A 25,281-nucleotide genomic window follows, 5' to 3' on the forward strand; every position below is an offset into this window, starting at 1 on the left:
ATACGTATTACCGGTCAGCAGAACAGAGGTGTGTGACAGCGGTGTGACGGGGGTTGCAGGTCAAATCAGCTCAGGTGCCCGGCGTTAAAAATTAAACATTCCCCTCTCTAAACTGTGGGAGCGGGCTTGCTCGCGATAGCATCAGCGCGGAGTAACCGAGCCACCGCCGCGCCTGCATCGCGAGCAAGCCCGCTCCCACAGGCAGAGGAGGGGTGCAGAAACAGGTCAAATCAGCTCAATCTTCGCCAAAATAGCGCGCCAAACCCTCTGTTTCGGGCTTTTCACCAAACACTGTCACAGCGTTGTCATTCGCCGACCCTAGCGTTCGCTCCCAAGTTGTCGGGCCATTTGCCCGGCCTGAAGTGCGTTTTTGGGGGAGGACAAACATGTACAAGTGTCGCAGCAGGGCGCAGTGGGTCGGCTTTACGTTCAGTGCATTGGCCATGGCAATTGCCAGCGAGCGCCTGAGTGCCGCCGAGGCATCGGCCACCGGCGCCACCGAGCACGTAGAAGTGGTAGGGCAGGCTGTCAGCCTGGACAAGGCGCTCAAGCAGCAGCGCAGCTCGGACAATATCGAGAGCGTGGTGCATGCCGATGGCGTGGCGCAGTTGCCGGATGCCAACGTCGCCGAAGCCGTGCAGCGCCTGCCCGGTATCAGCATTGAGCGCGACCAGGGCGAAGGACGTTTTGTCAGCGTGCGGGGCCTTGGGCCGGACCTCAATACCGTGACCATCAACGGCACCCTGGTGCCGTCCCCGGAAAGCGCCCGCCGCGCCGTGGCGCTGGACGTGTTGCCCTCGGAACTGGTGCAGTCGCTGTCGGTGATCAAAACCCTGACTCCCGACATGGACGCCAACTCCCTGGGCGGCACGGTCTACGTGCGCAGCCTATCGGCCTTCGACCATGACGGCCTGTTCTACACCACCAGCACCGAGGCGGCCTATAACAAGAACAGCCATCAAACCAGCCCCAAGGTGTCAGGCGCCATCAGTGACCGCTTCAGCCTCGGCGACGGCATCGACAACTTCGGTGTGGCGGCCGCCCTGAGCTGGAACAAGCGCGACTTTCGCTCTGACAACGTCGAAACCGGCGGCGACTGGGATTTCACCGATGGCGCGCGACTGAACAGTTTCGAACAGCGTATCTATGACATCAGCCGCGAACGTACCGGCGGCGGTCTGAACTTCGACTACAAACCCGACGACGACACCAGCCTGTACCTGCGCACCCTGTACAGCCGTTTCAAGGACAGCGAAACCCGCAACTCCACCGCCATCGAATTTGCCGACCCCCAGGCCGAGGGCGAGGTGGGCAAAACCAAGACCAAGCGCAAGCTCAAGCAGCGCGAAGAAACCCAGGAAATCCAGTCCTACGTATTTGGCGGCGAACGCATGATGGGCCTGTGGACCCTCAGCGGGCAGGCCGGGTACAGCAAGTCCAGCGAAGACAGCCCGGGGCACATTGCCGGGGCCACGTTCAAAGGCAACTCCAGCATTGGCGACGGTGGTTTTTATGACACCGAAAAACCGCGGCCCATTATTGGCCCGGGCTTTTATGACCCGACCAACTTCACCCTCGACAAGGTGGACTGGGAAGAACAGAACACCAGGGACACCGAAAAAAACATTCGCCTGGACCTGGCCCGCGACTACGACGTGCAGGGCTATGCCTCCCAGGTCAAATTCGGCGGCAAGGTCAGTCGGCGCAACAAGGACAACGACCTCAATGCCTGGGTCTACAAGGACTTCGCGGACCTGGGGTATACCGACGATCAGCTCAACCTCGACCGGTTCAACAAGGGCAATCTGCATTACAACCTCGGCCAGTTCGGCCCGGGCATCAGTGGCGGGGCGATCAAGGACCTGATCGGCGGCCTGAACCCCAACGACTACTACGATGAGCAGGAGTCGCGGGCCAATGACTTCACCATGCGCGAAGACATCAACTCGGCGTACCTGATGAACACCGTCGATATCGATGACTGGCGCTTTATCGCCGGCATGCGCTACGAAGGCACCGAATTTGAAGCCAAGGGCACCGGTGTGCGGGATGGCGTGTTCGAAGCCCAGGACACCAAACGTGATTATCACCACTGGCTGCCGGGCCTGCATGCGCGCTATCAGTTGGCGAAAAACACCCAGCTGCGGGCGGCCTGGACCAACGCCGTGGTGCGCCCGACCTTCGGCCAGCTGGCGCCGGGTTTTGTGATCGACGATGACGTGGCGGAGTTCGGCAACCCCAACCTCAAGCCGCTGGAATCGAGCAACTTCGACCTCGGTATCGAACACTTCATGGGGCAGGCGGGCACGGTGTCGGCATTCCTCTTCTACAAGGACATCAAAAACTTCGTCTACAACACCGACCTGGCCGGCAGCGGCGAGTGGATCGACTTCACCGAAGCCCACAGCTACGCCAATGGCGACAGCGCCAAGCTGTACGGCCTGGAACTGGCCTACTCGCAAAAATTCGACTGGCTGCCGGCACCCTGGAACGGCGTCATCCTGGGGGCCAACACCACCTTCAGCCGTTCCAGGGCGAGCATCAAGGGCGTGGATGCGACAACGGGGGCCAGCCTCAAGCGCGATATCGACTTGCCGAACCAGTCGAACACCCTGGGCAACCTGATGCTCGGCTGGGAAGACGAAAAGCTGAGCCTGCGCCTGTCGGCCAACTACAAATCGGACTACCTCTACGAGCTGGCGGGGATCAACGACAAGGCCCACGACACCCATGTCGACGCCCAGACCTTTGTCGACTTCAGCGCCCGTTACTCCCTGACCAAAAACCTGCAAGTGAGCTTCGATGCACAGAACCTCACCGACCAGCCGTACTTCGTCTACAGCGGCAACAGCCGCTACAACAACCAGTACGAAGAGTACGGCCCGACCTACTCGGTGGGCCTGACTTTCACCCATTTCTAAACGTTCGCAGACCCCGTGGGAGCGAGCCTGCTCGCGAAGATCGTAAGCGATGCCGAGGCCTTCGCGAGCAGGCTCGCTCCCACTGAAAGACAGTGCTTTTTTTGAACAGAATTCAGGATTGATCACTCATGTTTAAACGCAAACCCCGCTTTTTGCCATTGCTGGCATGCCTGACCGCTGGCAGCGCTCAGGCAGCGACTGAAATCACAGCCCCGGTCTTGCAGCCGTGGTCGACCAGCAAAGCCCAGGCCCTTGGTTTTTTGCCGAACGGTACAAGCGACGAACGCCTGGCAGTGAGCAAGCGCGAAGGTCTGCTGCTGCTCGATAAACAGGGCAAAACCCTGAGCCGGGTCCCGGGCGTGTTTGCCGGGCTGGACAGCCGTGCGCTGGGCGATCAGGTACTGGTTGCCAGTCACGACAAGGACAAACAGCAAGTGGCCCTGTTTAGCCTCGACCCCAAGAGCCATCAATGGCAAGCACCGTCGTACCTGCCCGCCCGGGACTATGGGGTGGACGGGGTGTGCCTGTACCAGGATGACGCGAGCAACATCTACCTGTTCACCGTGGGCGAAGAGGGCAAGGGTGAGCAATGGCTGGTAGCCGCCGACAGTAAGCGTTTGCAAAAGCCGTTGTTGGTACGCAGCCTGCCGTTGCCGCCGCAAGCCAAGTTTTGTCAGGTCGACGACGGTGCGCAGAACCTGTTCGTCAACGAAGAAAACGTCGGTTGGTGGGCGTACCCGTCACACGCGGAAGCCGATGCTTCACGCGTGCCGGTGGCCATGGTCGAGCCGTTTGGCAATGTGAAAAAAACTGCCGGAGCAATGGCGCTGGTACCGGGCGCAATGCTCGGGCTTGATCCGCAAGCGGCCCGGCTGAACCTCTATCAGCAACAAGGCAAACGCTGGTCGCCGGTTGCCAGCCTGGCACTGGCCGGTGTGGTTGAGCCCGAACATCTGGCCGCACGCCAGACACCCCAAGGCTTGCAAGTGCTGGTGCAGGATGGCGCCAACAGCAAGCTGCTGGAAGGCACCCTTGGCTGGCAAGCCACGGCGGTGAGTCTGCCGCCGGTATTGGTGAGCGTGAAACCTGCAGTGCAAACCGAAGTGGTGATGAGTCAGGGCGATGCGGCTGATGATCCGGCGATTTGGGTTCACCCGCAAACCCCCGCCCTGAGCCGGGTATTGGGCACCAATAAACAGCAAGGCCTTGAGGTGTACGACCTGCAAGGCAAACGGGTACAGCATCTGCCGGTCGGGCGCCTGAACAACGTCGATGTACGCCCGGGTTTCACCCTGGGGTCGCGCACCGTGGATCTGGCGGTGGCGACCAATCGTGATCACAACAGCCTGAGCGTGTTCAGCATTGATCGCGCCACGGGTGAGTTGCAGCCAGCAGGCGAGATCGCCACGCCGGTCAGCGACATCTACGGGTTGTGCCTGTTCAAGGCGCCATCGGGCGAAATCTACAGCTTTGCCAACGACAAGGATGGCACCTTTGTGCAACACCGCCTGTTTGCCCGGGGCGACAAGGTCGAGGGTGAGCTGGTGCGTCAGTTCAAGGTTGCGAGCCAGCCTGAGGGCTGTGTGGCAGACGACAAGCACCAGCGTCTGTTCCTCGGGGAAGAGGATGTGGCGGTGTGGGCGGTGGATGCCCGTCCCGAGCAGCCGGCAACGCTGAGCAGCGTGATCAGGGTGGGGGATCAGGTGCATGACGACATCGAAGGGCTGGCGCTGTATCAGACCGAAAAAGACAACTACCTGGTGATCTCCAGCCAGGGCAATGACAGTTATGTGGTGCTCGATGCGGAGCCGCCTTACGCCCTGCGTGGTGCATTCCGGGTGGGAGTCAATGCCGGGGAGGGTATCGATGGCGCTTCGGAGACCGATGGCCTTGAAGTGACTTCGGCCAACCTGGGAGGCCCGTGGAGCAAAGGCATGCTGGTGGTGCAGGACGGTCGCAAGCGCATGCCCGAGCAAGCACAGAACTTCAAGTACATCCCCTGGGCCGAAGTGGCCAAGGCGCTGCACTTGCCATAATCCGGTCATCTGAATCCTTTTCAATCCTTTAACCGCTGGCCAATAACCCCCGGCAGGAGCAGCACTATGCACGCAACCATGGAACACATGACTATTTGGGGCCTGATCAGCGACGCGAGTCTGCTGGTCAAAGGCGTGATGCTGATCCTGTTGGCGGCCTCGCTGTTGAGCTGGTTTTTGATTGTGCGGCGCAGCGCCATTTTGCGCCGCAGCGAGCGCGACATGGACAGCTTCGCCCGGCGCCTGCGGGCCCAGGGTGAACTCAATGCGCTGTACCGCGAAAGCCGTGATGCCAGCCAGGAAGATGCTGGCGCCGAGCAGGTATTTGCGGCTGCCTACAGTGAGTACGCCCAGCTCAAGCAACAGCCGGGGGTAGATGCCGAGGGCGTGATGCAAGGGGTTGAGCGGGCGCTGTATGTGGCCATCAGCGAGCAGGAGATCCGTCTGGAAAAAGGCCTGCAGTTTCTGGCCACCGTGGGTTCGGTCAGCCCCTATATCGGCCTGTTCGGCACCGTGTGGGGGATCATGAATTCCTTTATCGGCCTGTCCCAGGTGCAGCAGGCGACCCTGTCCACCGTGGCCCCGGGCATTGCCGAAGCCCTGATTGCAACCGCCATTGGCCTGTTTGCCGCGATTCCTGCGGTGATTGCCTATAACCGCTTCTCGGCCCGTGGCCAGACTTTGCTGACCCGTTATTACAGCCTGGGCAACGAGGTGCAGATGCGCCTGTACCGCAACCTGCACGCCGGTGCGCGGAACATGTCTGCCGTCGCTTGAAAGGGAGTTCAACATGCTAACTCGACCACAGCGCAAACACGGGCCCAAGGCCGAAATGAACGTAGTGCCTTACATCGACGTGATGCTGGTGCTGCTGGTGATCTTTATGGTGACGGCGCCGATGCTGACCCAGGGCGTGAAGATTGAGCTGCCCAAAGTCGCCAGCGAAGCCCTGGTCAATGACAGTCAGCAAAAAATCCTGACCCTGTCGGTCAAGGCCGAGGGGGGCTATTACTGGAACCTGGGCAGCGAACTGGACACCAAAAACCAGACCGACAGCGCCGTGAGCCTTGAAGAGCTGCAGGCCAAGGTCGGCGAGGTGGTGGCGCAAAACGGCGACACCCAGGTGTATATCCGGGCCGACAATGAGGCCGGTTACGGCAGTGTGGTCAAGGCCATGGCCGCCTTGCAGCAAGGTGGCGTGACTAATCTGGGGCTGGTGACCGAGGCCCCGCAATGAGTGCCGCGCTGATGCATGGCCCGTTGCTGCAAGCCCGGCCCTTGCCCTGGTCCCGGTTGTGGCGCAACAGCCAGGCCCTGACGGTGACCATCGCCCTGCACAGCGCCGTGGTGGCCTTTTTGGTGCTGGGCTGGAGCATGGAGCAACCGCTGACAGAGCCGGCGCCCTCGACCCTGAAAACCCGGCTGGTGATGTTGCCCGCCGAACCGGTTGCGGCGCCGCCGGCGCCAGAACCGCTGCCGGTGGCCGCCCCGGCGCCGGTGGTGGAGGCAAAACCCGAGGTGGTCAAGCCCACGGTTGATCCGCAGATACAGGCGCGCAAGCTGGAGCAGGCAGCGCTGGCGCGTAAACGGGTAGCCGAACAAAAGCAGGTGCAGTTGGAGCAAGACAAAGCCGCTCGCCATCGTGCCGAGCAACTGGAGTCCCAGCGTCAGCAAGCGCTGGCCGAAGTTTCGGCGCAGCAGGCCCGTGTGGCTGCGGATAACGCCAGACGAGCGCAACAGGCAGCTGCGGCAGCGCAGGTGCGCCAATACCTGCCCATCAGCAAACAAGCTCCGGACTACCCGCAGCGGGCACTGGACAAAGGCATTGAGGGTGATTGCACGGTGGAGTATTCGGTGACGCCTCAGGGCAAGGTCGACAATCCCAAAGTGGTGGGCAGCTGCCACCCGGCCTTTATCCGGCCGTCACTCGTGGCGGCAGCGACATTCCGTTATCAACCACGGATGGTCGACGGTCAGGCCGTGACCGTACCGGGAGTGCGCAACACATTTCACTACAAGATCCAGTAGCGGTAGGCACAACCCTGTGGGAGCGGGCTTGCTCGCGATGGCAGCGACGCGCATTAACTGAAAGACCGAGGCGCCTGTGTCGCCAGCAAGCCCGCTCCCACAGGGTTTGCCGCTCACCTGACGAGTATCAACATCCTTCGTGCATCCTTGGCCTATGCTCCACGGGTTTTCAGCATAAGGAACTGGCCATGAATGCGCCTGCAACCACCCCGACGCCTGCTACGGCAAAAGCGAAACTCCCCATAGGCCTGGTGATTGCAGTCCTGGTGATGATCGGCATTTTGCTGTTGCCATTGCCTGCCGACTTGCCGGTGGCCGGCCATCGCATGCTGGCGATCCTGGCATTTGCCGTGGTGGTGTGGATCACCGAAGCGGTGTCGTACGAAGCCAGCGCAATCATGATTACGTCCTTGATGGCGTTTTTGATCGGCATGGCGCCGACCCTGGCAGACCCGTCAAAGCTCTACGGCACGTCCGCCGGTATCACCATGGCCCTGACCGGCTTTTCCAATGCCGCACTGGCGCTGGTGGCGGGCGCGCTGTTTATTGCCGCCGCCATGACCCATACCGGTCTGGACCGGCGCATTGCTTTGGTCACGCTGTCGCGTATCGGTACCAGCACCCGGCGCATCCTGCTGGGGGCGATTGCGGTCACCATCCTCCTGAGCCTGGTGGTGCCCAGCGCCACGGCCCGCAGTGCCTGCGTGGTGCCGATCATGATGGGCGTGATCATGGCGTTTGGCGTGGACAAACGCTCCAACATCGCCGCCGGGATCATGATTGTCGTGGCCCAGGGCACCAGTATCTGGAACGTAGGGATTCAAACGGCGGCTGCGCAAAACCTGCTGACCGTGGGCTTTATGGACAAGATGCTCGGCGCCCGCGTGAACTGGCTCGACTGGCTGATCGCCGGTGCGCCGTGGGCCATCATCATGTCGGCGGTGTTGCTGTTTGTAGTGCTCAAAATGCTGCCGCCGGAAAGCGACAGCATCCCCGGCGGCAAAGAGGCGGTGGAAAAGTCCCTGGCGGAACTGGGCCCCATGACCGGGCCGCAGAAACGCCTGATGGGGGTTTCGATAGCCTTGCTGCTGGCGTGGGCCACTGAAGGCAAGCTGCACAACTTTGACACCACCTCCACGACCTATGCCGGATTGGTCTTCTTGCTGTTGCCGCGCTTTGGCGTCATGACCTGGAAAGACGTGCAGTCACGTATCCCGTGGGGCACGGTGATTGTGTTCGGGGTCGGGATCAGCCTGGGCACGGCGTTGCTGACCACCCAGGCCGGGCAATGGCTGGGGGCGCAGGTGGTGCAGAACACTGGACTGGATCAGGTCGGGCCGCTGGGGATCTTTGCGATTCTGGGGGCGTTCCTGATTTTGATTCACCTGGGGTTTGCCAGTGCCACCGCGTTGACCTCGGCGCTGTTGCCGATTCTGATCGCGGTGCTGCAAACCTTGCCGGGTGAATTCAACCGCCTGGGCATGACCATGTTGCTGGGGTTTGTGGTCAGCTACGGGTTCATCCTGCCGATCAACGCACCGCAGAACATGGTGTGCCTGGGCACCCAGACCTTCACTGCCAAGCAGTTTGCCAAGGTCGGGCTGATCGTTACCGCTGTGGGGTACTTGCTGATGCTGCTGTTCGGCGCAACGTACTGGAGCTGGCTGGGCTGGATGTAAAAAGCCGCTAACCGCAGTAGCTGTGGATGTACAAAGATGACTCAACTGTGGGAGCGAACCTGCTCGCGAAGATCATTCGCGAGCAGGTTCGCTCCCACAGGGGTGCTTGACCGCTAACAAGCGTCTCTATGACGCTAGTTGCCGCTCTCGCTGCCGCCCTCGCTGCTGACTTCTGCCGGTACGTCTTCGCCCGCCATGCGCTTGCGGAACAGCGAGGTCCGGGCCAGCAGCAAGGTGGTCACCGGTACGGTGATGGACAGCAGAATCGGCATCAGCCAGGCGTGCAGCACCGGGGTCGATTTCAGTGCGGAAAAGTACAGGATCGACGCCAGCGCCACCCCCCACGCACCAATGGTCGACGCCAGGGCCGGCGGGTGCATGCGCTGAAAAAAATCCTTGAGGCGCAACAGCCCGACAGCACCGCACAGGGCAAACAGGCTGCTGAGCACCAGCAGCACGGCCACCGGTATTTCGATCCAGAGCGACAACTCGCTGAGGGAATTCATTCGATCACCTCGCCACGCAGCAGGAATTTGGCCAGCGCAAAAGAGCCGACAAAGCCAAACAGAGCAATCAGCAGCGCGCCTTCAAAGTAAGTGTCACTGGCATAGCGGATGCCCAGCACCAGCATCATCAACATGGCCAGGATGTACAGGTAGTCCAGCGCCAGGACCCGGTCCTGGGCCGACGGGCCCTTGAACAGGCGAATCACGGTCAGGACCATGGCCAGGCTGAAGATAAACAGGCTGAGCAGGATGGCATTGGTGAGCAGGGCACTCATTCAAAGATCTCCATCAATGGGCGTTCGTAGGCGGTTTTGAAGTGCTCGATAAACTGCGCCTCGTCGTCCAGATCGAACACGTGCAACAACAGGACGCTACGGTCCAGCGCCAGTTCCGACCAGATGGTGCCGGGCACCACGGTGGTGATCATCGACAGGGCGGCCAGGCCATTGGCGTCACGCAAGTCCAGGGGGATCTTGATGAACCGGGAGCGAGGCGGGTTCGTGCCGGCCCTGAGCACACCCCAGGCCACGGCGATATTAGAAGCCACCACGTCGCGGCCGACCAGGAAGAACAGTTTGAGAATCACCCCCGGGCGCCGGATGCGCACCGGCAATGGCCGCAACGGCGCGAACATCAGCGGTGCCACAATGGCCAGCGCGGCGCCCAGCAGCAGGTTGCCGGCACTCAGCGAAAGGTTGAGCAACAACCACAGCACCCACAGCGCGAGTGACAGCCAGGGCGCGGGAAACAGACGCTTCATGGCTGCACCTCCGGTGTTGCCGTCCTGGCTTCGGGGCTCGGTACCGGGCGGGTGCCGATTACGGCCATGACGTAGCGCTCAGGGTTGTTCAGGGTATCGGCAGCGGCCTGGGTGTAACGCAACACCGGCTCGGCCTTGAATGTCAGTACCACACACAGCCCCAGCAGCAGCACGATGGGCAGGCACTCGATGCGGCGCAGTATCGGGGATTCACGCTCCAGGGGCGTCCAGAAGCGCTGGATACCCATGCGCGAAAAGGCAATCAACGAGGCTAGCCCCGACAGAATCAACAGCGCCAAAAGGCTCCAGGCTGCCGTTGAAATCGGCTCGTCAGTCGCATTGCCCAGGCCCATCGGGTTGAGCAGGGCGTTGAGCAGGCTGAGTTTGCCGATAAACCCGGACAGCGGCGGCATGCCGATGATCAACAGGGCGCAGGCGATAAAGCTCAGCCCCAGAAAGGCCATGGTCCAGGGAATGATCTGCCCGACCACTACCTTTTGCTCGTCGTCCAGGTTGGTGCCACGGGGTGGGGTGGAAGACTCGGCAAGGCTGGGTTGGGGCTCGGCATCGTCTTCAAGCACCAGATCGGCAGAGGAGCGCGAACGCTCGATCAGCTCGGCCAGCAGGAACAGTGCACTCAGGGCCAGGGTGGAACTGATCAGGTAGAACAGCGCGGCGGCGGTCAGGTTGGGTTGGGCAAACCCCACGGCCGACAGCAGAATGCCGGCGGACACCAGAATGCTCAGGCTGGCCATGCGCTCCAGGCGCTGGGCGGCAAGGATCGCAATCGCGGCACAGACGATGGTCGCCATGCCGCCGTAGATCAGCCAGTCGCCGGCAAAGTACGCCGACGCTCCGGCCTGCCCGGAGAACAACAGGGTCCACAAGCGCAGCACGGTGTAGATCCCGACCTTGGTCATGATCGCGAACAGGGCCGCCACCGGTGCACTGGCCGAGGAGTAGGCCGGCACCAGCCAGAAGTTCAGGGGCCACATCCCGGCCTTGGCCAGGAACGCAATTGCCAGAATGGCCGCGCCTGCATGCAGCAGGCCGCGATCAGCCTCGGGCACCAGGGGGATCTTGAGTGCCAGGTCGGCCATGTTCAGCGTGCCGGTCACCCCGTAAATCAAGGCCGCGCCGATCAGGAACAACGATGAGGCCAGCAGGTTGATCGAAATGTAATGCAGCCCCGCCGACACCCGGGCCTTGCCCGAGCCGTGGAGCATCAGGCCGTAGGAGGCGGCCAGCAGCACTTCGAAAAACACGAACAGGTTGAACAGGTCGGCGGTCAGGAAGGCCCCGTACAGGCCCATCAGCTGGATCTGGAACAACGCGTGGAAGCTGGCCCCGGCGCGGTCCCAGCGGGCCATGGCGAACATCAGGGCGCAGCTGGCGATGATGCCGGTCAGCACCAGCATCAGGGCGCTCAGGTGATCAACCACCAAAGCAATCCCGAATGGCACTTGCCAATTACTGGGCAGGTATACCCCGATTGAGGCCGGGATAGCCTGCTGGCAAGTCCATAGCAGCAACAGCACCGAGATGCCCAGGCCGATCAGGGTGGAGATCAGATTGAGCCGGGCTTTGAGCGGGCGGTGTTTTTCCCCCAGCAACAGCATGATGGCCGCAGTCAGCAGCGGTAACAGAATGGGCGCAACGATCAGATGCGGCATCAAATTCATTCTTTAGGCTCCCGGCCATCAACGTGGTCGGTACCGGTCAGGCCCCGAGAGGCCAGCAAGACCACCAGAAACAGTGCGGTCATGGCAAAACTGATGACGATGGCGGTGAGTACCAGCGCCTGGGGCAGCGGGTCTGTGTAGTTGAGCAAGTCCTGGGGCACGCCGTCCTTGATCACCGGCTCCTTGCCGATAAACAGGCTGCCCATGCTGAAAATGAACAGGTTGACCCCGTACGACAGCAGGCACAGGCCCATGACCACCTGGAAGGTTCGCGGGCGCAGAACCAGCCAGGTACCCGATGCGGCCAGAACCCCGATAGCGATAGCGATGACTTCTTCCATCAGGCGGCTCCTTCTTTGGTTTGACGGGCAGGTTGCGGGGCCAGCTGGTTGCTCGGGCGATGGGCCCGGACCGACTGGTGCGCCAGTGCCGTGAGGATCAGCAGGGTGGCACCGACCACGACCGCATAAACGCCGATATCGAAGAACAGGGCGCTGGCCACATGGATATCCCCCAGCAGCGGCAAGCTGAAGTGGGCGGTATGGGTGGTCAGGAACGGATAGCCCACTGCAATCGATCCAAGGCCGGTCAGGGTCGCGCACAACAGGCCGGTGCCCATCCAGCGCAAGGGGCGCAGGCTCATTTGCGCTTCGACCCACTGCGTGCCGGCAACCATGTACTGCAGAATAAACGCCACACTCATCACCAGACCGGCGACGAACCCTCCGCCCGGCTGGTTGTGCCCGCGCATGAACAGGTACATCGACACCACAAAGGCGATCGGCAGCAGCAAGCGCACCAGCACCGCGGGCACCATCATAAAGCCCAGTGCGGTATCGCTGGCGCTGCGGGGGTTGACCAGATCGGTCATCACGTCCTTGGCCAGACGGCGCTGCTGGGAAGGCAGCTGCATGCTCTCTTTGGACGGGCGGAAGCGTCGCAGCAGGGCGAACACGGTCAGTGCCACCGCTGCCAGAACCGTGATTTCACCCAGGGTGTCAAAGCCCCGGAAGTCCACCAGCATCACATTCACCACATTGCTGCCGCCGCCTTCAGGCAAGGCACGGCTGAGGTAGAACGATGAAATGTCGTTGGGGGTCTGGCGGGTCAGCATGGCATAGGACAGGATCGCCATGCCGCCCCCCACCGCCGTGGACAGCAACAAGTCACGCAGACGACGGATACGCGCCTTGCGCAGGGTACCCGGCAATGGCGAGACTTCTTCGATCCGCCGGGGCAGCCAGCGCAAGCCCAGCAGGATCAGCACCGTGGTCACGACTTCAACCGCCAGCTGGGTCAGGGCCAGATCGGGGGCCGAGAACCAGACGAAGGTCACACAGGTCATCAGGCCGCATACGCTGACCATGGTCAGTGCTGCGAGACGGTGGTACTTGGCTTGCCAGGCGGCGCCCAGGGCGCAGGCCATCGCAATCAGCCACAGGGTCACAAACACGATCGAGCCCGGAATTTTCGGCCGGTCACCCCAGCCCAGGCCGCTGTAGAGCAGCGGGATCAACCCGGCAAGCACTGCCGCCAGCACCAGCAGGAACAGCTGGGTTTGCAGGCGCTGGGTACTGATCCGTCGCTCGATGCGCCGTGCGCCGCGCATGATCACCACCAGGCTGCGCTCGAAGAAGCGCTTGCCATTGAAGTACTTGATCAGCGGTGGCAGCGGGAAGCGCTCGAGCTTGAGCTGCTTGCGCAACAGTACATAGAGCACGATGCCGCCGGACATGGCGATCAGGCTCATGATCATCGGCGCATTCAGACCGTGCCAGATGGCCAGGCTGTACTCGGGCAACTCGCCCCCCACCACGGGCTGGGCGGCAGCGGCAAGCAACGGGCCAACGGTTTGTGCCGGGAATATGCCCACCATCAGGCAGGTAAACACCAGCAGCTCGACCGGGGCGCGCATCCAGCGTGGCGGCTCGTGGGGGGTATGGGGCAGGTTGGTTGCGGGCGGCCCGAAAAACACATCCACGGTAAAGCGCAGGGCATAAGCCACGCTGAATGTACCGGCGATGGTCGCGACCACCGGCAGGGCAATTTCGACCCAGGCCGTGGAATTGATAAACACCGTCTCAGCGAAAAACATCTCTTTGGACAGGAAACCGTTGAGCAACGGCACCCCGGCCATGGACGCACTGGCCACCATGGCCAGGGTCGCGGTATAGGGCATCAACTTGAACAGGCCGCTGAGCTTGCGGATATCCCGCGTGCCGCTTTCGTGGTCGATGATGCCGGCGGCCATGAACAGCGAGGCCTTGAAGGTCGCATGGTTCAGAATGTGGAACACCGCAGCCACCGCGGCCAGCGGGCTGTTAAGGCCGAGCAGCAGGGTGATCAGCCCCAGGTGGCTGATGGTGGAGTAGGCCAGCAGGCCTTTGAGGTCGTTCTGGAACATGGCGCAATAAGCGCCCAGCACCAGGGTGCAGGCCCCCGCGCCGCTGACAATCCAGAACCACTCCTCACTGCCCGAGAGCGAAGGCCAGAGGCGGGCAAGCAGAAACACCCCGGCCTTGACCATGGTCGCCGAGTGCAAATAAGCCGATACGGGGGTGGGCGCCGCCATTGCGTGGGGCAGCCAGAAGTGAAACGGGAATTGCGCACTTTTGCTCAAAGCGCCGATCAGGATGAGCGGGAGCAGGATCGGATACAGGCTGTGGGCGCGAATCTTGTCGCCGGCAGCCAGCACTGCATCCAGATCATAGCTGCCGACGACATGGCCGAGCAGCATGACCCCTGCCAGCAGGCACAACCCCCCGGCGCCCGTGACCATCAGCGCCATATAAGCGCCGCGTCGGGCATCCGAGCGGTGGTGCCAATAACCAATCAGCAAGAATGAAAAGAGGCTGGTGAGCTCCCAGAAAAATACGATCTGAATCAGATTGCCCGACAGCACCAGGCCGAGCATGGCGCCCATAAACGCCAGAAAAAAGGCGAAGAAGCGCGGCACCGGGTCTTCGGGTGACATGTAATAACGGGCGTACAGCGACACCAGCGTGCCGATGCCCAGCACCAGGATCGAAAACAGCCAGGCGAACCCGTCCAGGCGCAGGACAAAATTCAAGCCGAGACTGGGCAGCCACATGAACTCTTCACGAATCACCCCACCATGGGCGATTTGTGGATAGAGCAGGGCTACTTGAACTGTACCGATCAATGCAATCAGACCGGCCAGCAACGATTCACTGTTACGGGCGTTGTGCGGCAAAACAGCCGCCAGACAGCTGCCGACAAAGGGCAGAAGCAGTAGAACTATCAGGGACATAGGCTTCTAATCTGCAGGAGTTTGTAAGCGATCATACGTGGCGAGTTGCGGATCACCAACAGCGAACCTGTGGCTGAATCCTACAAAGTCTGTCGATAACCGGTAAAGGTTTCCTTCAGTTCTCCTCTCGTATAACCGCTTGCGAGTAAGACTATTCGTATTGCTTTTCAGATCTTCAGCATTAATCGCAGGCTTGATCCCCTTGTTTTTCCTGGGGGTCGTCGCGCTTTTTGCCTTTGATTTTTAACTCACTCACGATCACCGCTGCAACAATCAATACCGCGCCCAGCAATGCGATACCGGGCAGGCGCTCACCGGCCAGACGCCCTGCGATACCGGCCCATACCGGCTCGCCCGCGTAAATAAGCGTGGCGCGGGTGGGTGAAACGCTTTTCTGGGCCCAGTTCATGGCCACCTGAATCACCGCGCTCGCGGCACCCAGGCCCACCGCACTGGCTAACAATAGCCATGAAAAGTCAGGTATGGCTTCTTGTGTGGGCACAATCATCAAAAACGCCAGAATAGAAGCCGTACTCAACTGCACCACGGTGACCCGGCGAACATCGACTTTGCCGGCGTAGGCACTGATCAGGATGATTTCAGCCGCTATGGCAATGGCACTGATCAGCGTGGCGATTTCGCCGGGGCTGAAATCCAGGGATGCACCGCCAGGGCCGGACAACAGCATCAGCCCGGCAAAGGCCAGCATGATCCCCAGACTGGGCATCAACCCGGGCCGGCGCCCCAGCACCAGCCACTGCAGTAACGGTACAAAAGGCACGTAGAGCGCAGTAATGAAGGCCGACTGGCTGCTGGGGATGGTCTGCAGCCCAATGGTTTGCAAACCATAGCCAAGCATGATCGACACCCCGATAAACATCCCGGCCTTAAGCTCGAACAGAGTAATGCCGCGCAGGCTGCGCATTGAAAACAGGGAGACGATGATTGCCGCAGCGGCAAATCGCAGCCCCACAAAAAACATCGGCCCGCTGGCCGTCAGCGCATGCTGCACCAACAAGAAGGTGATGCCCCACACCATGGTGATCAGGATCAGCACGCATTCCGCTTTGCTGAAACGGGAAGTCAAAGACATCAGGCTGAAAGATTTCAATGGCGTCGCAACCTTGCGTGTTACAGGAGGGGAGACGCACAATGCGTCAAAGCTGGGCAGTATACTGCGCAGCCCCACAAGGTGAGCAATATAGTGCCCAAAGAAAATTCACAACGTGCGTCCGTTTTACAGCATGTGAGCCAGAACGTGCGCCGCCTCAGGTTGTTGGCGCATCTGAGCCAGAGTGCCTTGGCAGAACTGTCTGGCGTGAGTCGGCGAATGCTGGTGGCCATAGAGGCGGGCGAAAAGAACGTCAGCCTGAGCACCCTTGATCGGGTGGCGGAGGCATTGAATGTAGCGTTCAGCGACTTGATCCAGGCGCCGGGCTCACCCGACCCGAGCCGCATCAACGAAGTAGCCTGGACGGGCGAGAAGGTGGGGAGCAAAGCAGTACTGCTGTCCAAGGCCACCGCCTCGCGGGAAGTTGAACTGTGGGAATGGACCCTGGCACCGGGCGAGCAATACCACTCCCAGGCAGATGCCGAGGGCTGGAGCGAGCAGCTGTACGTGATCGAAGGTTGCCTGACCTTGCTGATAGACGACCAGGCGCTGCGTTTTAGCGCGGGGGAGTTTTACATGTACGCCAGCAACAGGCCTCATGCCTACCGCAACGAGGGGGAAGGAATACTGCGGTTTGTGCGCAATGTCGTGATCTAAAAACAGGGGGCGGGAAAATAACTAAAAATTATTAGAATTCAGGGGGTTGCCAGCTTCCACCTTCTAGTACATAATGCGCGCCATCAGCCCGGGGGCAACTACCTGAAGTGCTGAAGAATCAAATGCTTGTAGCGATAACATCGCAGCAGCAAACTTTTGTTTTTGATGTTTCAACTGAAATTTCAAGACAATTGGCCGAATAGCAAAATGGTTATGCAGCGGATTGCAAATCCGCCCACGCCGGTTCGATTCCGGCTTCGGCCTCCACATTCGAAAGCCCCGTAGATTAACGTCTACGGGGTTTTTTATTGCCTGAAGATTAGTGGCGAGGGAGGGCAATTGGGACAATTCTGGGACACTGACAAAATTTGCATGTCCCAAAACGCCCCGGCAAAATGCCGAACATGGCTACCCTCGAACAGCGCCCTAACGGCACATGGCGGGCCAAGATCCGCAAAAAAGGCTACCCCTCTCTTTCAGCTTCGTTTGATACCAAAGCCGAAGCTCAGCGCTGGGCGACTGAAATCGAAGGTGACATTTCGCGCAAGCGTTTCGTAGATATCCGTGAAGCTGAAAGTACTACTGTTGCCCAAGCGCTGAAGCGCTATGAAAGGGAAGTTTCCATACACAAGAAGGGCGCCCGGCAAGAGAAGACTCGAATCAAGGTGTGGTCCGACAGTAAGTACGGCTCGAAGTCCCTGGTGGAACTGCGGTCTGCTGATCTGGCTGAGTACAGGGATGCGCGCCTGGCCGAGGGTATGTCGACCAATACCGTGCGGCTATCGCTTGCCCTGATTAGCCACCTGTATACGGTCGCAATAAAAGATTGGGGGATTGAAGGGCTGAGCAACCCGGTGGCAAAGCTGAGGATGCCTAAAGGCAGTCGTGAGCGCGATCGAAGACCTACAAGCAAAGAGCTGGAAGCCGTCCTTAAAGCTGCTGCAGTCATTCACAGCGAGATGCCAGTCGTCATTGAGATGGCCATCGAGACAGCCATGCGCCGCAGCGAGCTTTTAACGTTGCGCCGTGAGCATGTAAAGGGGAAGCATGCGCTGTTGGAGGACACCAAAAATGGCACTCGCCGATTGGTGCCGCTTTCCCTTCGCGCCCGGGCGCTGATCGAATTGCTACCGGCAAGAATTGATGGTTGTGTGTTTTCTTTGGCGCCGCATTCGGTTAGCCAGTATTTTTTGCGAGCATGCCGAGAGGCCAATGTAGACGATTTGCACTTTCACGACATGCGCCATGAAGGGACGTCGCGACTCTTCGAGAAGGGATTGTCGATAATGGAAGTGGCCAGTATCACCGGGCACAAAACATTGAGCATGCTTAAACGCTATACGCACCTGTGCCCTGACGCATTGGCCGACAAGCTTGGTTAGCCAGCCTTGGACAGCTTCGGCGGTGTCTGGCGCTTGCGGCCCGGCCTGACTGGAGTGTGGTGCCCTTCCTCGCACTCCTGCAAAAATTTGCGCACGGTCGTAACCCGCCAGCAGATACGATTTCCTTGCTTGAAAAAAGGTGGCAACCAATACGCGCCAGCTTGCCGGGCGCTGCGAATAGACGATTCAGTACGCCCCAGCAGCTTGGCCAGCTCAGGGATGTGGATGATCTCTGGTTCCATAGCAGGCTCCCAGCCCCAATGATTGGTGGGGATACATATAGGAAGGGTTCTATCTCGGAGTACCACATTGCGTGCATGCCCAGCGGATGCCAGGCAGCTGTTGTAGCTTCGATGCCGCTGCAAATGCTTCCGTAAGTGATAGGCATAGACGTGCCTCGACGGTATATTTAAAGGGAAAGTTGGCGATGGTTTTAGAAGGGGAAAAGTGTGGCGATTGTTTACCATTTCTGTGATGCATATTACGGCCTGATTAATATAGCGCGTAGGAGATTAAAAATTGCAACAATAATGGAGCTTAATGATCCATTTGAGCTGATCGCGCACAATATGAAAGATGTTGAGATTAGGCGTGCGATGAGAAAGTTCAAAGCTGAAAGTGCTTCGCGATTTGGTTTTCTTTGCTTTAGTCGTTCTTACAAAAGCCCAGTGCAGTGGGGGCACTATGCAGAAAAACATAAAGGTATTTGTATTGGTTTTGACGTTCCAGATATAGATCTTCATTCTATAAATTATACTGATTATAGATTGGGTTTTGATCCTTCAATGGTTGACACTGAGGACAAAAAGCTGAGTTGGTTGATGAGTTTTTTTATCACGAAGCATAGCCATTGGGGTTACGAGCAGGAGGAACGAATGATTCTAAGTCTTGATGCTGCCGAGCGAGAGAAAGATCTTTATTTTGCATCTTTCGCAGATGCGAAACTTCAAGTGGCAGAGGTGATCGTTGGTTGTAATTCTGAAATCTCCAAAGGACAAGTTTTGCACGCCCTGGGTGATATTTCCAAAGGCGTAGATATCTTTAAAGCACGGCCAGGATTTGGTGAGTTTGAAATTGTACGTAATAAAAATAAGAGGCTATGGCCTTGAGTGTTTATGCTGACGTGTAGCCTCTTATGTTATACATTTGTTCGCTGTAACGCCCCCTCAATGTAAGCAACACTGTTTTCAATCCAAACAGCGCTGAGTTCAGTGGGCAACTCGATAGGTTTCTCTTTCAGAGACCCGCAGACAATACCAGTTTCGATCTCGCCAGATTTGGCCAAGACACACAGCAATGCGAAAAACTGAGAGCGTGCCTCGGTAATAAGTACATCAAATCGATCCAGCACCACCAGCCGTAGCCCCGATGCAATGGCGATGGCGATCCCAATCAGCGCATCACAACGCCACCGCTCCGACTCCGACAACAGGTTGTAGTGTCGACCTGCAGCGGTAATGGTCATGTCACCGCCGATTGAAACAACGGCCCACCCCGCCAGAGCGGACAACCTGGCCAAGCTGTCATTAATGGGTTTCAAAGCCCCGGTCAGTATTTCGCCCGGGATGCCATCAGGCGCCAATGCAGCGGTAATTAACGTCCAGGCCTTCACGTCTTCGTGACACTGCGCTGCCTGTGCAGCTTTTTCTTCAGCGCTGGTGATCAGTTCGAGACGTTCGCGCATGGCTTCAACTTTGGCGCTGGCAGCATCCCGCAGGTTACGTTGCCCCTGAATGGCATCCACAACACGTTGGATCATGGCATCTGTAATCAGTTCTCCAGTTGATGCAGTCAGTGCTTCCAGATCGCGGCCTGCCTGCTCAGATTCGGTCACGGCCTTCAGGTCGTTGGTTTGCGTGCGCATCAATAGGTTGTAGGCATGGTTAGCTTTTTGAAGCTCTAGCTCGGCTGCTGCCAGCTTGTTGAGATCAGCGGTCTTGCCTTTGAACAGCTCAAGGGCCTTACCCACGATTTTCAATTTAACGCCGCAACCCGGGCAATTGCATGAGGCCTCGCCGGAGTGGGCCTCAACCTTCAGCTGAACCTCGGCAATCCTGGCCTTCCACTCCTCAAGCCCGCTGTTGGTTGTGGCCAGCTTTGTTTGGCGGCGATGGAGTTGCAGGTAGATCTCTTCAAGTTCAGCTTTGCGGGCGAGCATGTTGTCGCTTGCTTCGCGTTTGGCCCGTAAACCGCCGAGGTACTGGTCGCCTTTGCCAATTTCCTCAATGGCTTGCGCATGCTCGGCCTGCGCCTGAATCAAGTCGTCCTGCGTCACCTCGGGGATACCCTCAGCCAGCGCCGGGATGGTGACCATCCAGCCTTCAGCTTTTTCGCTGCCGTATATCTCGCCTGTAAGCGCTTTCCACGCACCCCGGCTTTCGCTCGCATAGGTCTTGGCTTGTTCCATGGCGGCGTTGAAACCACTAAGCAGCAGGGGTTTGATCTTCTCGACTTTTAGGGGATCTGCGCCTCGGGCTGCGAGCATCTCAATGGCCACAGCGGGTTTTGCACTTGATTTGGTCAGTGTGAACAACAGGGTGCGGCGAGACTTGTCGTCGAGTTTGGCGAAGGCATCGGGGTTGAGTACATAGGGCAGGTATTCTTGGCCTGCAACATCGGTTCGTTCTGCTTTGCCATTGGGCAGGGTGATGCTGCTGGCCACTCCGTCGTGACCGATGATGATCTGGGCCTTCTTTTGGCCTTCGGTCACCAGTTGGCCGTAGTCTTTCTTGTGGGCAACTCGGGCGCCTTCGCCCAGTGCCAAGCCTACAGCCTCTTTCAGGCTGGATTTACCGGCGCCATTCAGACCGCAGACCATGGTGATGGGGGCGGACAGGGTAAGGTTAGCGTGACGCAGGCCCTGGAAGTTTTCGACGTAGATGCTTTCGATACGCATGGCTTACTCCAGACTTGAATAGAGAGCGCCCATTGAATGCTCAGCTGTGGCTGGCTATGCGCTCAAGGATTTGTTTTTGTTTTTCACTGAGGAGGGTGTGCGGGCCATACCGTTGAAAATTGGCCCGCAGGTCGCTGGTGAAGTGTTCTTCCCACTCACCGCTGGCCATCAGCTCTGCCACGACCAGCAAGGCTGTGAATTCCTCAACACGGTCATAAATCTCGGCAACGGATTGAGTGCCCATGAGCGTTATTCGAAGTCGAGGCCGGTGGTATCGGCGGCAGCGGTTTGAGTGGCTTTGGGTTTTGCTCTGGTTTTTGCTGCTGGCTGATCAGTTGCGGATTCGGGCGTATCTGTAACAATTACCGCGTCAGAGACACTGGCATCCTCCTGATCCGGGATCGGCGGGGCGGTTTGATCCTGCAGGTCGGCCAGGTTTACGGCGTAGTTACCGGCGCCATCCGGTTTGGCGTCGATGTAGTCCTCGATTTCCTCGCGGGACTGCAACCCCATCAGCAGTTCTGGTGCGTAGAGGCGGCCGAAGAAGCTGGCGCAGCGGTAGCGCAGCATCAGTTCAGGGATCGTCTGCCACTTGCTGCCTTTCTTGGTGAGCCAGCCTTCATCGATAGCCATTTGAATGGAGACGACCGGTGATTCAAGGCGCTCGCCGGTTTCCTTTTCAATCGTCCAGGCCATGCAGGTCTGATGCCTTACCTTGACGGTTTTGGTGACTTCGTTGGACCGCCTTTTGCCGTTGGCGCCATCGATCCATTCCGTTGCGGTATAGGGCACTTCAACTTCTTCGCCGGGGGCGCCAAGCTCGAAGCGCAGCGATGAATAGCGCCCGCAGCTGTTGATTGAGGCGATGATAAATGGGCTGGACCATGAGGGGCGGCCTTCGATGATATGCAGGTTCTGCATGATCATCAGCGGGTCGGCACCCATTCGCTGGGCCATGTTCAGCGCTACCGCGCAGTTGGCTATGGCGGCAGTATTCTCCTCGTAGCCGGTTACTTGGCCAAACTGTTTCACCTCTTTCCATTTTCGGTAGGCGACCGGAACCATGGTCGAGCTGCTCAGCATATTGGACACGCGCAACAGCTGGTCAAAGCCTTCACCGGTCAGGAAGGACATGGGCGCGGTGTTTTTGGGTTTGGCTATTGCGCTGGTTTGCATTTGCTCCAGAGTGGTCAGTGTCATGGCGTCACCTTCAGGGATTCGAGATATTCGATTTCGGTAGCAACGGAAACGAAACGGCGATCTTCGGCCTGTCTGTTCGGATTTGCGTGAAAGTTGACCTGCGCCTGATAGAACCGCTCGCGGTCCCATACGCGGCGTGCATTGATCTGTGTGGGATGTTTGCCAGCAGGGTCGACCAGGCGGATGTACATGTCTTGATGCTTCATGGACGGCTACTCGTGATAAGGGCAGGTAGACCAGCGCCCGCAATACCTGGCGCTGCACAGAAAACTCTGCGGGTTGGGCGGGAACAGGCCGGTGCGGAACATTTCGGCGCCGATCTGGATCAGGCCGGGAAACTCCTCGGTGCCCACCATCACTCGCTTGGCTCCGTGGATTTCACCGATGCCGGTTTCAGGCTTGCCGCCTGTTTTCAGGCCGATAATGTGGGCCGGTAGCGTGCAGGCTTCGCCGGTGGTGTGTTCTTCGAGAATTTCGTAGGTGCCGATCTGGGCGGCGTGGCCTTTGGTCTTGGCGACGCCATTGGCCACTGCTGCGCGACCTGACTTCACATCGGCAATGCCTTTGCCTGCACTGGTTGTGCAGATTCGTGCGCGGTCGAGTTGGCCGGTCAGGCGGATGACGACACCGGCGCCGCAGTCGATATCCAGCGGGGTGGTCGTTCGTTCAACGGCGACGAATTCGTAGCGGGGGCTGATTTCGTTGCAGTAGGTGGTGTGCAGCTTCAGTCCAGTGGCTTCGGCCTGAGCCAGGCTGATATCGGAGCCCCGCCAATCCACCTCGTAATCTGGGTGCCGCAGCGTATGTACGAACATTTCAGCGGTTTCGTAGGCGGTAAGGTGGCTGCCGTTGATGCGGGCAGAGTCAAACGCAGCGGTGCCTGCGTGGAGTGAAGTGCCGAGGTGAGCACGGGGGCTGCTGGGCGAACGATGGCCCAGCAGTTGAACCCACTCGAACTTGAATGCGCAGTCGAACAGCGAACCCCACGATGAGGCCCTCACAGAGATGACGGACATGATGTTTGCCTATTGTGTGAGCTGGGTGACGTACGAGCTGGCCAGCACCCAGAGGGTGAAGAGGAGCAGGGCGATTGCGGCGCCGCGCCAGGTGTACTGGCGGCGCTGGTGTTGTCGGTCGTTCATGGCAACCTCACAATCAACAGGCCGCGCCACTTAAAGATCTGAATTCGGCGCGGCAGATCTGCGACCAGAAAAAAGCCCTGACGGTGCAGGGCTTCAATCAATCGTTTTCGGTTGGTGGCGATGATGTACATGCTCGACCTCCCGTCATTTTGGCCATGAACTCTTCATGCTCGCGCTGATAGATACGGTTTAGCTGGAGCACGTAGTCCGTGTACTCATCAAGATCAATTGCGCCCAATGAATGGGCCATTTCCAGGGCCATACTGGTTTCGGCGTGCAGTTGAATGGATGTGTTGCCTGCGAGCAATTGATCAATGAGTGGATTGATGATGCCGACTGCAATGCTGCGTGCGCGGCTCATGCTGCCCACCGTTTACGTTGCAGGTTGGTTTCGATCTGGCGCCACAGTTCGGCCTCGATCTGGCTGGCGTATTGTTCGCCCGCTTCGGCCAACTCACTGGCCGATGCATCCATCCGTATGCCATCGGCGTCGTAGGTGATGCCAGACACAAGGGTGAACTCCAGTTCATGGCTGCCGTAAAAGTCCCAGTCGCTGTAACAGCAATCAGGGTTTGGCGGGGTGTTTTCGCAGCTCGTTACCTCAACCTGGAGGACGAACGCTTCAACAATTACTTCGTAAGTCATGATTCACCTCCAGGGAATGGCGATGAGTTGTGGGGTTCTGCTCAGAGCAGAAGGTTGTTGGGAAGGCTGTTCCATGCAGGCTTGCGGGGGGTGCCGTGGCAAATGCCGGTGGGATCTCCCGGTTCATAAGCCCTCAGTAGATCGATGGCCTGACGGTACTCGACAGCATTTGCCCGGTTGTGGGCGGCGTCCTTGTGCTGACCTTCGTGTTCTTGAATGGCGGCGTTGTGCTCGCAGTTGCGAGCGTGTATTTCCAACTGCGCGATGGCGGCTGCATATTTCATGGCAGGTACCTCGTTAGGCGACTCCCGGGCGTCAGGTTGTCTGAACGCTTCTGTAGGTGATAGCGATGTGTCCTTCTCGCAGGTCGCGGTATGCCCCACCTGCACTCATGTTCATTCCAGATCTACCTTGCGGCGCTGGCCCGGATCTACGCTGCTCCGGCCGGGTCGAGGCACGACTTGCGTCGCGGTTACCCGTGGGTCGATCAAGGCTCGACCTCGCTAAACCTGTTCATTGCGAAGAGGTATGCGCAGCACTGAAAATTTGCGTGTTGCGCACTCTCATAATTTGCATTATGCGCATATTCTTATTTGCGTCAAGCGCAAATTTAAAAGAGATGGACGAAAAAAAGCCCGCACTCGGCGGGCTCGTTCAGACAGGGTAGGGGTTACAAACCTGTCATTTTCGTATCGATTACACGGCCTACAAACGTGCACGTGTCGTCTATCTCAATGGTGCGGTAATTTGAATTGAGAGGGCGCAGGTACTTGTGGCCCGCATCCACAACATACTGCTTAAAGGTTTGTTCGCCGTTCTCAAGTATTACGACATAGTATTTGCCGCTGACGGGCTCAGACTCTGACTTCACCAGTATTAAAGACCCCTCTGGGAAGCTCGGATTGCCATTACAGGCCATGTAATCGCCTTTAACAACCATCCAGAATCCACGCTCCCCAGCCTCTTCGGTAGATTCAAGGCTCATGTGCGTATCGTCCGGTTTGAAGTTACCCGGCGATTCTGCCCATGCCTTGACCTGGCTGGGGTCAATTAATGGATACAATTTTGGTCTGGAAAATGATGTTCCAGACATTTCTACATTGGCATGGCTTTCCCTGATTACCCGGGCATCAGCAGGATAAGCTGTGCCGTTCAGGCCGGTTGTTGGGTCTTGAGAGGGAACCAGCTGAAGATCCAGGACCGCCATGATTTTATTAAGCAGCTCTTTGCTGGCAAATTGCTTGCCGCGCTCGAGGCGTGAAAGATTCCCGGAATCGGTTTCGATCCGGCTTGATAGCTCGTCGAGCGTCCAGCCTTTGGCTTTGCGCGCGTCTCGTATGACTTTTCCTATATCCATGCATTGAT

At 58.8% G+C, this 25,281-nt stretch carries 27 protein-coding genes and 1 tRNA gene; 10 read left to right on the top strand and 18 right to left on the bottom strand.

The window, feature by feature from the left end:
* The first annotated feature begins 386 nt into the window (after nt 1-386).
* The 6 genes from ACZRMS_RS09985 (at nt 387) to ACZRMS_RS10010 (ending at nt 8,664) form a co-directional block, all read left to right on the top strand.
* Nucleotides 387-2,921 (top strand): TonB-dependent receptor, encoded by a 2,535-nt coding sequence (locus tag ACZRMS_RS09985; protein WP_463995197.1) that lies wholly within the window; start codon nt 387-389, stop codon nt 2,919-2,921.
* Between the two features lie 128 nt (nt 2,922-3,049).
* Complete coding sequence (locus tag ACZRMS_RS09990) at nt 3,050-4,957, top strand: phytase (protein ID WP_463995198.1); 1,908 nt, start codon at nt 3,050-3,052, stop codon at nt 4,955-4,957.
* A 66-nt stretch (nt 4,958-5,023) separates the two neighbouring features.
* A complete protein-coding gene (gene tolQ / locus ACZRMS_RS09995; protein ID WP_463995199.1) occupies nt 5,024-5,734 on the top strand; it encodes a protein TolQ in 711 nt (236 codons plus the stop codon).
* Nucleotides 5,735-5,747: 13 nt separating this feature from the next.
* Nucleotides 5,748-6,194 (top strand): protein TolR, encoded by a 447-nt coding sequence (tolR, locus tag ACZRMS_RS10000; protein WP_463995200.1) that lies wholly within the window; start codon nt 5,748-5,750, stop codon nt 6,192-6,194.
* The gene (locus ACZRMS_RS10005) at nt 6,191-6,985 is read left to right on the top strand and encodes a TonB family protein (protein WP_463995201.1); all 795 of its coding nucleotides are present in this window, start codon (nt 6,191-6,193) and stop codon (nt 6,983-6,985) included. The genes tolR and ACZRMS_RS10005 overlap by 4 nt, the downstream gene beginning before the upstream one ends.
* Nucleotides 6,986-7,173: 188 nt before the next feature.
* Nucleotides 7,174-8,664, top strand: coding sequence for a DASS family sodium-coupled anion symporter (locus ACZRMS_RS10010; RefSeq protein ID WP_463995202.1), 1,491 nt, complete (start codon nt 7,174-7,176; stop codon nt 8,662-8,664).
* Between the two features lie 134 nt (nt 8,665-8,798).
* Here the strand turns inward: ACZRMS_RS10010 and ACZRMS_RS10015 are convergent, their stop codons facing one another.
* The 7 genes from ACZRMS_RS10015 to ACZRMS_RS10045 form a co-directional block, all read right to left on the bottom strand.
* Nucleotides 8,799-9,170, bottom strand: coding sequence for a Na+/H+ antiporter subunit G (locus ACZRMS_RS10015; protein WP_463995203.1), 372 nt, complete (start codon nt 9,168-9,170; stop codon nt 8,799-8,801).
* A complete protein-coding gene (locus ACZRMS_RS10020) occupies nt 9,167-9,445 on the bottom strand; it encodes a K+/H+ antiporter subunit F (protein WP_048358261.1) in 279 nt (92 codons plus the stop codon). The genes ACZRMS_RS10015 and ACZRMS_RS10020 overlap by 4 nt, the downstream gene beginning before the upstream one ends.
* On the bottom strand, nt 9,442-9,930 hold the full coding sequence (locus tag ACZRMS_RS10025) for a Na+/H+ antiporter subunit E (RefSeq protein WP_463995204.1): 489 nt from the start codon (nt 9,928-9,930) through the stop codon (nt 9,442-9,444). Before ACZRMS_RS10025 ends, ACZRMS_RS10020 begins: the two co-directional genes overlap by 4 nt.
* The gene (locus ACZRMS_RS10030) at nt 9,927-11,612 is read right to left on the bottom strand and encodes a monovalent cation/H+ antiporter subunit D (RefSeq protein ID WP_463995205.1); all 1,686 of its coding nucleotides are present in this window, start codon (nt 11,610-11,612) and stop codon (nt 9,927-9,929) included. Before ACZRMS_RS10030 ends, ACZRMS_RS10025 begins: the two co-directional genes overlap by 4 nt.
* Nucleotides 11,609-11,953 (bottom strand): Na+/H+ antiporter subunit C, encoded by a 345-nt coding sequence (locus ACZRMS_RS10035; protein ID WP_003446102.1) that lies wholly within the window; start codon nt 11,951-11,953, stop codon nt 11,609-11,611. Before ACZRMS_RS10035 ends, ACZRMS_RS10030 begins: the two co-directional genes overlap by 4 nt.
* Nucleotides 11,953-14,883 (bottom strand): monovalent cation/H+ antiporter subunit A, encoded by a 2,931-nt coding sequence (locus ACZRMS_RS10040; protein WP_463995206.1) that lies wholly within the window; start codon nt 14,881-14,883, stop codon nt 11,953-11,955. The genes ACZRMS_RS10035 and ACZRMS_RS10040 overlap by 1 nt, the downstream gene beginning before the upstream one ends.
* A 181-nt stretch (nt 14,884-15,064) precedes the next feature.
* The gene (locus ACZRMS_RS10045; protein ID WP_463995207.1) at nt 15,065-15,976 is read right to left on the bottom strand and encodes a DMT family transporter; all 912 of its coding nucleotides are present in this window, start codon (nt 15,974-15,976) and stop codon (nt 15,065-15,067) included.
* Between the two features lie 111 nt (nt 15,977-16,087).
* Between ACZRMS_RS10045 and ACZRMS_RS10050 the strand changes: the two genes are divergently transcribed.
* From ACZRMS_RS10050 to ACZRMS_RS10060, 3 genes are all read left to right on the top strand, one after another.
* Nucleotides 16,088-16,651 carry a helix-turn-helix domain-containing protein gene (locus ACZRMS_RS10050; RefSeq protein ID WP_463995208.1) on the top strand — a complete coding sequence of 188 codons (564 nt, stop codon included), beginning with the start codon at nt 16,088-16,090 and terminating at the stop codon, nt 16,649-16,651.
* 193 nt (nt 16,652-16,844) lie between these two features.
* Nucleotides 16,845-16,918, top strand: a tRNA-Cys gene (locus ACZRMS_RS10055).
* A gap of 137 nt (nt 16,919-17,055) precedes the next feature.
* Entirely contained in the window at nt 17,056-18,033 is a 978-nt protein-coding gene (locus ACZRMS_RS10060) for a tyrosine-type recombinase/integrase (protein WP_463995209.1), read from the top strand.
* On the opposite strand, the gene ACZRMS_RS10065 is transcribed toward ACZRMS_RS10060, so the two are convergent.
* Nucleotides 18,030-18,275, bottom strand: coding sequence for a helix-turn-helix transcriptional regulator (locus ACZRMS_RS10065; RefSeq protein ID WP_463995210.1), 246 nt, complete (start codon nt 18,273-18,275; stop codon nt 18,030-18,032). The genes ACZRMS_RS10060 and ACZRMS_RS10065 overlap by 4 nt on opposite strands.
* A gap of 207 nt (nt 18,276-18,482) precedes the next feature.
* Here ACZRMS_RS10065 and ACZRMS_RS10070 point away from each other — a divergent pair, with 207 nt between their 5' ends.
* Entirely contained in the window at nt 18,483-19,142 is a 660-nt protein-coding gene (locus ACZRMS_RS10070) for a DUF2971 domain-containing protein (protein WP_463995211.1), read from the top strand.
* A 29-nt stretch (nt 19,143-19,171) separates the two neighbouring features.
* On the opposite strand, the gene ACZRMS_RS10075 is transcribed toward ACZRMS_RS10070, so the two are convergent.
* The 10 genes from ACZRMS_RS10075 to ACZRMS_RS10120 all read right to left on the bottom strand — a co-directional run bounded on the left by ACZRMS_RS10075 (nt 19,172) and on the right by ACZRMS_RS10120 (nt 25,273).
* Nucleotides 19,172-20,929: an AAA family ATPase gene (locus ACZRMS_RS10075; RefSeq protein WP_463995212.1), complete on the bottom strand. Its 1,758-nt coding sequence runs from the start codon at nt 20,927-20,929 to the stop codon at nt 19,172-19,174.
* 40 nt (nt 20,930-20,969) lie between these two features.
* Nucleotides 20,970-21,173 carry a hypothetical protein gene (locus ACZRMS_RS10080; protein ID WP_463995213.1) on the bottom strand — a complete coding sequence of 68 codons (204 nt, stop codon included), beginning with the start codon at nt 21,171-21,173 and terminating at the stop codon, nt 20,970-20,972.
* A 5-nt stretch (nt 21,174-21,178) separates the two neighbouring features.
* A complete protein-coding gene (locus tag ACZRMS_RS10085) occupies nt 21,179-22,105 on the bottom strand; it encodes a hypothetical protein (protein ID WP_463995214.1) in 927 nt (308 codons plus the stop codon).
* A 20-nt stretch (nt 22,106-22,125) separates the two neighbouring features.
* Complete coding sequence (locus ACZRMS_RS10090; RefSeq protein WP_463995215.1) at nt 22,126-22,335, bottom strand: hypothetical protein; 210 nt, start codon at nt 22,333-22,335, stop codon at nt 22,126-22,128.
* A 6-nt stretch (nt 22,336-22,341) separates the two neighbouring features.
* On the bottom strand, nt 22,342-23,145 hold the full coding sequence (locus ACZRMS_RS10095) for a PD-(D/E)XK nuclease family protein (protein WP_463995216.1): 804 nt from the start codon (nt 23,143-23,145) through the stop codon (nt 22,342-22,344).
* A 122-nt stretch (nt 23,146-23,267) separates the two neighbouring features.
* The gene (locus ACZRMS_RS10100; protein ID WP_463995217.1) at nt 23,268-23,402 is read right to left on the bottom strand and encodes a hypothetical protein; all 135 of its coding nucleotides are present in this window, start codon (nt 23,400-23,402) and stop codon (nt 23,268-23,270) included.
* Nucleotides 23,369-23,632 carry a hypothetical protein gene (locus ACZRMS_RS10105; protein WP_463995218.1) on the bottom strand — a complete coding sequence of 88 codons (264 nt, stop codon included), beginning with the start codon at nt 23,630-23,632 and terminating at the stop codon, nt 23,369-23,371. The genes ACZRMS_RS10100 and ACZRMS_RS10105 overlap by 34 nt, the downstream gene beginning before the upstream one ends.
* Complete coding sequence (locus tag ACZRMS_RS10110; protein WP_463995219.1) at nt 23,629-23,916, bottom strand: hypothetical protein; 288 nt, start codon at nt 23,914-23,916, stop codon at nt 23,629-23,631. Before ACZRMS_RS10110 ends, ACZRMS_RS10105 begins: the two co-directional genes overlap by 4 nt.
* A gap of 41 nt (nt 23,917-23,957) precedes the next feature.
* Nucleotides 23,958-24,200: a hypothetical protein gene (locus ACZRMS_RS10115; protein WP_463995220.1), complete on the bottom strand. Its 243-nt coding sequence runs from the start codon at nt 24,198-24,200 to the stop codon at nt 23,958-23,960.
* Nucleotides 24,201-24,586: 386 nt separating this feature from the next.
* Nucleotides 24,587-25,273 (bottom strand): helix-turn-helix domain-containing protein, encoded by a 687-nt coding sequence (locus ACZRMS_RS10120; protein WP_463995221.1) that lies wholly within the window; start codon nt 25,271-25,273, stop codon nt 24,587-24,589.
* Nucleotides 25,274-25,281: the final 8 nt, after the last annotated feature.

It is taken from the genome of Pseudomonas sp. B424 (genome assembly GCF_055408345.1).